Genomic DNA, 7,019 nt, shown 5'->3' on the forward strand with positions numbered 1-7,019 from the left:
GGAGGAGCAATGTCCACCATCAAGATCGAAGTGGCGAACGAGAGCACCGTGCTCACCGACGCCGAGGTGGCAGCCGTGGTGCCCGCCCTGCAGGCCCAGGTCCACCAGGACTTCGCGCCGGTGTGGGGGGTCGATGCGGACCTCTCGTCCGTCGCCGCCGCGGCGCTCTCCGCCGACGCGTGGTGGCTCGTGGTCCTGGACAGCTCGGACCAGGCCGGCGCGCTCGGCTACCACGACCTCACCCCGAACTTCCTGCCGATCGGCAAGGTCTTCGCCGGCACCACCAAGCAGAACGGCGGGAACTGGACCGTGACGGCCAGCCACGAGCTCTTGGAGATGCTGGGCGACCCCGACATCGACCTGGTGGTCTTCGACCAGCCGACCGGCAACAGCGGCACCCTGTACGCCATGGAGGTGTGCGACGCCTGCGAGGACGACAGCTTCGCCTACGACGTCGCCGGCACCATGGTCAGCGACTTCGTCTACCCGGCGTGGTTCCAGTCGGGCCGCACCGCGGGCACCCAGTTCGACCACGGCGGCGTCATCAAGCAGCCGCTCGAGCTCCTCACCGGCGGCTACATCGGCGCCTTCGACGTGTCGGCCGGCACCGGGTGGACCCAGAAGACCGCCGCCCTCAACGGTGACTACTCCACCCGGCCGCACGTCGGCAGCCGCCGCGAGCGCCGTCGCACGCCGCGCGACCAGTGGGTGCCGAGCAGGCGGCGCAGCTGATGGCCGGCGTCGACCGGCTCCCTGACGTCGGGCACCTCGTGGTGCTGATGCTGGAGAACCGGTCCTTCGACCACCTGCTCGGGTTCCTCTACACCGACCAGGGCAACGTCTCGGCCACCGGGCAGGCCTACGAGGGGCTGACCGGGGCGGAGAGCAACCCGGACCAGAACGGCAAACTGGTCACGGTCCGCCGGATCGAGGCCACCGACCCGCACCCCTACTTCATGCCCGGCGCCAACCCGGGCGAGGGCTACCGTCCGACCAACGCCCAGCTGTTCGGCGCGCCCGACCCGCCCTCGCCGCCGGTGGCCGGCATGCAGGGGTTCGTGACGGACTTCGCCGCGGTGCTGGACCGGGGCGCCCAGCCGAACCGGACCGTCCTGCCCGGCACGGTGGCGGGCGACATCATGGCCTGCCACACCCCGCAGACGCTGCCGGTGCTGTCCGCGCTGGCCCGCGGCTACGCGGTCTGCGACCACTGGTTCAGCTCGGTGCCCACCGAGACCCTGCCGAACCGGGCGTTCTCCTGCGCGGCGACCAGCCAGGGGCACCTGGACGACAGCACCCACCAGTTCACCTGCCCCAGCATCTTCGGCCGGCTCAGCACGGCCGGCGTGCCCTGGCGGGCGTACGGCTACGACGCGCTGCCGATGGTCAGCGGCAACTTCCCCGACATCCACGGTGCGTCCCCGGACCACTTCGGGGTCTTCACCGACTTCCAGGCCGCGGCTGCGGGCGGGACCCTGGCCGGCTTCACCCTGCTGGAACCCAGTTGGGGAGCCACCGGCAACAGCGAACACCCGGTCTACGACGTCGCCCTGGGCGAGCAGCTCATCCAGGCGGTGTACCGCGCCCTGCGCGACGGCCCGGGCTGGGACCAGACGCTGCTGGTGATCACCTACGACGAGCACGGCGGGTGCTACGACCACGTGCCGCCCCCGACCACGGCCACACCGCCTGGGGACGGCACCGTCGGCGAGTTCGGCTTCGACTTCGCGCGCTTCGGCGTGCGGGTGCCGACCGTGCTCGTCTCCCCGCTGATCGCCGCCGGCACCGTCCACCGGTCCGCCGTGGCGACGGCGCCGCTGGACCACACCAGCATCCTGCGCACGGTCGAACGGCGCTGGGCGGTGCCCGCGCTCACGGCCCGCGACGCCGCGGCCGGTGACGTCGGGGCCGCGCTGACCCTCGACGCACCGCGGACCGACGACGTCCTCGCGGGGGTCGCCGCCCCGGCGGCGGCCGCGGTCAACCCGGCGGCCGGCGAGGTCTCGCACCTGCAGCAGGTCTACGCGGACCTGGTCGACCGGCAGTTCATCCCGGCGGGCAGGGGGTGAGAGCGGCTGGGGGTGAGGCCGGCAGGGGTGAGGCCGGCAGCGGGGTGAGGCCGGCAGCAGGGGCGAGGTGGGCTGCGTCAGTTCGAGCCGGCCGGCCGGGTCAGTGCAGGTCGGCCGGCGCGCCGGTGCGCAGGCGGCGGAGGAAGGCGAGGACGCCCGTGCTGCCGCCGGACCAGGAGGCGGAGGCGGCGGCGAGGGAGCCGTCGGGGAAGAGCGGGCGGTCCAGGCTGCCCGCGGAACGGGTGAGGATCAGCGCGGCGACCTGCTCGGCGGCGGTCGTGAACGCGCCGTCGCCGGTGGCCGCGGCGAGGTCGAGCAGCAGCTCGCCCGGGCCGGCCAGGCCGCAGCACCGGCCCACCTGGCCCATCCGGGGTGCCAGCAGCCGGCAGCTGCGGGCGGTGGTCACGGCCAGGTCGAGCAGTCGGGCATCCTCCTGCCGGCGGGCGGCGCGCAGCAGCACGCCGCCGATGCCGGCCAGCCCGCGGCACCAGGATCCGTAGCGCCGGGTGGCGCCGGGGTGGGCCGCCGCGCGGACCAGTTCCGGGGTGGCGGCGGCGAGTTCGGCCAGCAGGCGCTCGGCGGCGGCGCCGACCGCCGGGTCGCCGGTGGCCCGGTGCAGCGCGAGCAGGAAGTCGACCACGCCGGCGCGGCCGTGGGCGAACCCGTCGGTGAAGGCGGCGGCGTCGGGCCGTGAACGGCCGCCGGGGCCGGCGAGCGGTTCGAGGCCGTAGCCGCCGTCCAGCAGTCCCCGCCCGCAGGCGGTGGCCAGGGCCAGGTGCCGGTCGGCGGCCGCGGTGCGGTGGGCGGCGCGGGCCAGTTCGGCGAGCAGCAGGTGGCCGGCACCGATGCCCGCGGCGCCGGCGATCTGGTCGCCGGCCCGCCCGGTGCGCGGCCGCAGGGGGTGGGTGGCGGCGTCGGCGGCGGGATCGGCCTCGGGGCCGGCCGAGGCCGCGGCCTCGGCGAGGAACAGCTCGACGCCGAGCCGCCCGTCGTAGAGGCCGGGCGGCAGCAACGCGCGGGCCGGGTGGGTGGCGGTCCAGCGGGCGAGCGCCCGGGCGGCCGTGCGGGCGCCGGTGTGCTCGGGGTGCCGGAGCAGCTCCCGGCCCAGGCCGGCACTGCCCTGGTAGAGCGAGAGCAACTGCTCGGGCCGCTGGTCGCCCGGTCCGTCGGCAGCGACCGCTCGCTCGGCCTGCTCGACGCAGAACGCCACGGTGTGGGCGATCACCGCATCGAGCAGGTCCGGCGTGATCCGCGGCGGCGCGGGCAGCGGCCGCCGCGGGGTCACCCAGACGCCGTGACGCAACTGCTGGGCGGCGGCGGTGCGTTCGGTTGGGTCGAGGCTGAGCAGACCGGCCAGCAGGGCACGGACCGGGCGCTGCCCGGGTGCCGTCAGCAGCCCGGCCAGACCGGCCAGGGTGCGCTCGCGGTTGACGGCGGGGTCCGGGTCGAGCACCACCGGGTCGAGACCGGTGAGCGCGAAGTGCAGGGTGGCGCCCAGGGAGTAGAGGTCGTCGGCGGGGCGGGCCGCGGCGCTGGGGCGCGCGGGGGCGGCACCGGTGTCGGCGGGGTCGGGCGGGGCGCAGTAGCCCGGGGTGCCGCCGCCCGGGTGGTGGTCGGCGGTGCTGCTGATCCCGAAGTCGACCAGGTGACAGGAGCCGGCCGGGTCGAGGATCACGTTGTCGGGTTTGACGTCGCAGAGCACCACCCCGCGGGCATGGACCGCGTCCACGATCCGCAGCAGCCGGGCGGCCAGCGGTTGCCAGTCGCGCTCGGCGGCCGGGGTGCCGGCCGTGGCCGGGACTCGGTAGGGGCCGTGCGCGAGCACCTCCTGGCGCAGGTTCCGGGGGCCGCAGTCGTCGGTCACCAGGTACTCGTCGGTGCCGTGGCGGAAGTGGTCGAGCGCCTGCGGCACGCCGTCGATGCCGGCCAGCAGGCGCAACACCCGGTGTTCGTGGCGCAGTCGGCCGCGCGCGTCCACCCCGGCGGCGTCCTCGGCGACGTGGGCCCGGGCCTGCTTGACCACCACCGCACGGCCGTCAGTGGCGTCGACCGCCCGGTACACGCTGCCGTGCGGGGCCCGGACGATGCCGGCGGTGACCCGGTAGCGGCCGGCGCCGAGCCGCAGGCCGGTCGGCGGGGCGGCGACGGCGGTGGGGAACGGGTCGACGGCCCACGGGGGTTGGCGGTAGTGGGTGGTGGCGGCGCCGGGGAAGGGGCGACCGTCCGGGCCCAGCAGGGTGAGGTCGGCGGCGGGGGTGCCGGGAGCGGGCTGGGCGACGTGGATCGGGCCGTAGCGGTAGTAGACCGGGGCGTCCGGGTGCACCTGCCGGTCGCTCGGCACCCGCGGTCCTGGCCGGCCGGCCAGGACCCGGGCCAGCTCGGTGCCCAGCCGGGTCACGTCCGGCGGGCACGGGTAGACGGTGATCGCCTTGCCGACCGCGGCGGGGTTGCGGCGACCGAGGTTGAGGTCGCGCAACTCGGCGGCACCGGCGGCGAACTTGGCCTCGCAGCGGTAGCGGAGCAGGACCGGGACCACCAGCTCGACGACCTCGGCCAGCAGGTCGGGGCGGGTCGAGATGTGCAGCTTCCAGCCGTGCGGCAGGGTGGGCATCTCCGGGTGTTCGAGGACCAGCCAGCAGTGCTGCGTGCGCCGGCGGTGGCGGTGGCCCGCGGTGAGCGCGTCGAGCCGGGCGGCCAGGGCCGCGGCGGAGCCGGGCGGGGTGGCCTGTTCGAGGGCCGCCCGATCTGGGTTGGGGCCTGGCTGGGTGGTCGACGGCACGGGTCTCCTCCGGCGGGGCGGGCTCGGACGGGGCGGGCGTGCCCGGCCGGTCAGGGCCGGGCACGCCTGGTGGTGCCGTTGCGTCAGGAGTTGTGCGTGCACATGATGTGCGTGAAGTTGTAGGTGAAGTGCGTGCCGTTGCTGCAGAGCATGTCCCCGGAGTCGGGGAGGGCGTCGATCTCGTTCTCGAAGGTGAGCGCGTCGTCCTCGACGTCGAGCGGGCCCGCGTCGCGGATGTCCAGGGTGCTGGTGCTCATGGGTGCTCCTTCTGCCTGGTGGGTGGAGATGACGGACGGCACGAGCCGCTGCGCCCAGTTGCGTCGGGTGGCAGCTGGCGTGTGTCCCATTGAGAGTACTTATCCACCTCAGCTAGCAACAGGGGTTCGTCGACGCAGCGTTCAGGCGAGCAGCCGGATCACGGCGGTGTCGAAGAGGTCGAGGGCGCGCGGCAGCGGGCCCGCGTCGTGGTGGTGCAGTGCGGACCAGAACAGGTCACCCGGGACGGCCTGCCGCGAGGCGTACACCCGGTAGGCGTACCGGCGGCCGTCGACCCCGGCGAGTTCGACCAGCCAGCAGCTGTCGCAGCCGGCCGAGCGATCGTCGAGCCGATCTGACGTGACGTCAAGATCGGCTATCGGTGCGGGGTGTGACAACGGCGCTCCTCCCGGGCGGCGGACCTCGTGGGGTGAGACTGCCACTGGTAGCGGAAGGTTGTCCTTCGGATCCACCCGAAACCGGTCGCCGCTCAGTCGGCTGCACCCGAAACCGGCCGCCGCTCAGTCGGCTGCCGGCGGCCCGGCGAGCAGCCAGCCGTCCAGCATCCGTCGGATCTCGGCGAGCACCGCCGGGTCGCCCTGCGGGTCGCTGCGGAAGGCGGTGCCGAGCAGCCGGCCGGTGGTGGAGACGGCCAGTTCGGTGCGGAGTGCGAAGGCGGGCGTGTCGGGGTAGCCGTAGTGCCGCACCAGCACCGTGCGGATCGCGCCGGCCAGTCGGCGCTCGCCCGCCTCGTCGTACCCGCGCAGCGCGGGCAGCGGCGGGCCGTCGTGGCTGAGGCTGCGGTAGGCGGGCTGCTCGCGGCGGAAGTGCACGTGGGCGTCGAGCACCCGGGCGGTCAGCTCGCGCGCGTCGGCGGGCAGCGGCCCGGCCAGCGCGGTGGTGGTCAGGGCGGTGAAGTCGTCGATCCAGTGGGCCATCAGCGTGGTGGCGATGGCGAGCTTGTCCGGGAAGAAGCGGTACAGCACCCCGATCGACACCCCGGCCTCGGCGGCGATCAGCTTGGTGCCGATCTCCTCGTAGGGCCGCTCGGCCAGCAGGCGGGTGGCGGCGGCCAGGATCCGGGTGACCTTCTCGCGGCTGCGCTCCTGCTGCGGTTCGCGCAGCACGCCGGTGGGCAGGGGTGGTGCGGACTCGCTCATGCGGCTCCTCCGGGTGGGGTCGGGCGGCCGGGGGCGGCAGTCTTGACAGGGTGTCAAAGCTGAACCAGAGTCTAGTTCGTGTTTTCCATCGGGGGAGCGGTCGCGATGTCGCCGGCACGCCGTTTCCGGCTGCTCTGGACCTCGGTCACGGTCTCCGCGCTCGGCGACGGCACGCGCTTCGTGGCGCTGCCGCTGCTGGCCGTGCGGGTCTCCGGCGACCCCCGGGACCTCGCCCTGGTGGCCGCCGCCGAGCAGCTGCCGTGGCTGCTGCTCAGCCTGCCGGCCGGCGTGCTGGCCGACCGGGTCGACCGCCGGCGCCTGCTCTGGACGGTGGACGCCTGCCGGGCGGTGCTGGCCACCGCGTTCGCGGTCGCGGTGGCGCTGGGTGCGGTCTCGATCCCACTGATCGCGCTGGTCGGTTTCCTGTTCGGCTGCGGCCAGAGCCTCTACAACGCGGGCTGGGCCGGGGTCGTCCCGGCCGTGGTCGAGCCCGCCGGGCGGCCGCGGGCCAACGGCCGCCTGCAGGCCGGTGCGCTGGTCGCCGACTCGCTCTGCGGCGCGCCGCTCGGCACCGTGCTCTTCGGCCTCGCCGCGCTCGCGCCGTTCGCGGTGGACGCGCTCTCCTTCGCGCTGGCGGGGCTGCTGGTCTTCCTGCTGCCGGGCGGCCTGCGGGTGCCGGACCAGGAAGGGTCGGCCGCCGCCCCGGCCCCGGCCCGCGCCGCGGACGCCGCCCCGGCCCGCGCCGCCGACCCCGCC

At 75.3% G+C, this 7,019-nt stretch carries 7 protein-coding genes; 3 read left to right on the plus strand and 4 right to left on the minus strand.

Features of this window, described 5'->3' with window-relative positions; genetic code table 11:
* Nucleotides 1–9: 9 nt before the first annotated feature.
* A complete protein-coding gene (locus ACQRUO_RS12385; RefSeq protein WP_428315881.1) occupies nucleotides 10–732 on the plus strand; it encodes a hypothetical protein in 723 nt (240 codons plus the stop codon).
* Nucleotides 705–2,069 carry an alkaline phosphatase family protein gene (locus ACQRUO_RS12390; RefSeq protein ID WP_428315882.1) on the plus strand — a complete coding sequence of 455 codons (1,365 nt, stop codon included), beginning with the start codon at nucleotides 705–707 and terminating at the stop codon, nucleotides 2,067–2,069. Before ACQRUO_RS12385 ends, ACQRUO_RS12390 begins: the two co-directional genes overlap by 28 nt.
* Nucleotides 2,070–2,169: 100 nt before the next feature.
* Here ACQRUO_RS12390 and lanL read toward each other — a convergent pair whose 3' ends face one another.
* The 4 genes from lanL to ACQRUO_RS12410 all read right to left on the minus strand — a co-directional run bounded on the left by lanL (nucleotide 2,170) and on the right by ACQRUO_RS12410 (nucleotide 6,263).
* The gene (gene lanL / locus ACQRUO_RS12395) at nucleotides 2,170–4,848 is read right to left on the minus strand and encodes a class IV lanthionine synthetase LanL (RefSeq protein ID WP_428315883.1); all 2,679 of its coding nucleotides are present in this window, start codon (nucleotides 4,846–4,848) and stop codon (nucleotides 2,170–2,172) included.
* 83 nt (nucleotides 4,849–4,931) lie between these two features.
* Nucleotides 4,932–5,105 (minus strand): SflA family class IV lanthipeptide, encoded by a 174-nt coding sequence (locus ACQRUO_RS12400; RefSeq protein WP_428315884.1) that lies wholly within the window; start codon nucleotides 5,103–5,105, stop codon nucleotides 4,932–4,934.
* A gap of 141 nt (nucleotides 5,106–5,246) precedes the next feature.
* Nucleotides 5,247–5,501 (minus strand): hypothetical protein, encoded by a 255-nt coding sequence (locus ACQRUO_RS12405; RefSeq protein WP_428315885.1) that lies wholly within the window; start codon nucleotides 5,499–5,501, stop codon nucleotides 5,247–5,249.
* Between the two features lie 123 nt (nucleotides 5,502–5,624).
* Nucleotides 5,625–6,263, minus strand: coding sequence for a TetR/AcrR family transcriptional regulator (locus tag ACQRUO_RS12410; RefSeq protein ID WP_428315886.1), 639 nt, complete (start codon nucleotides 6,261–6,263; stop codon nucleotides 5,625–5,627).
* 105 nt (nucleotides 6,264–6,368) lie between these two features.
* On the opposite strand from ACQRUO_RS12410, the gene ACQRUO_RS12415 reads away from it, so the two are divergent.
* On the plus strand, nucleotides 6,369–7,019 hold a 651-nt coding region (locus ACQRUO_RS12415), incomplete at its 3' end, for an MFS transporter (protein ID WP_428315887.1).

The sequence above is a fragment of the Kitasatospora sp. LaBMicrA B282 genome (assembly GCF_050325825.1).
Taxonomy (GTDB): Bacteria; Actinomycetota; Actinomycetes; order Streptomycetales; family Streptomycetaceae; genus Kitasatospora.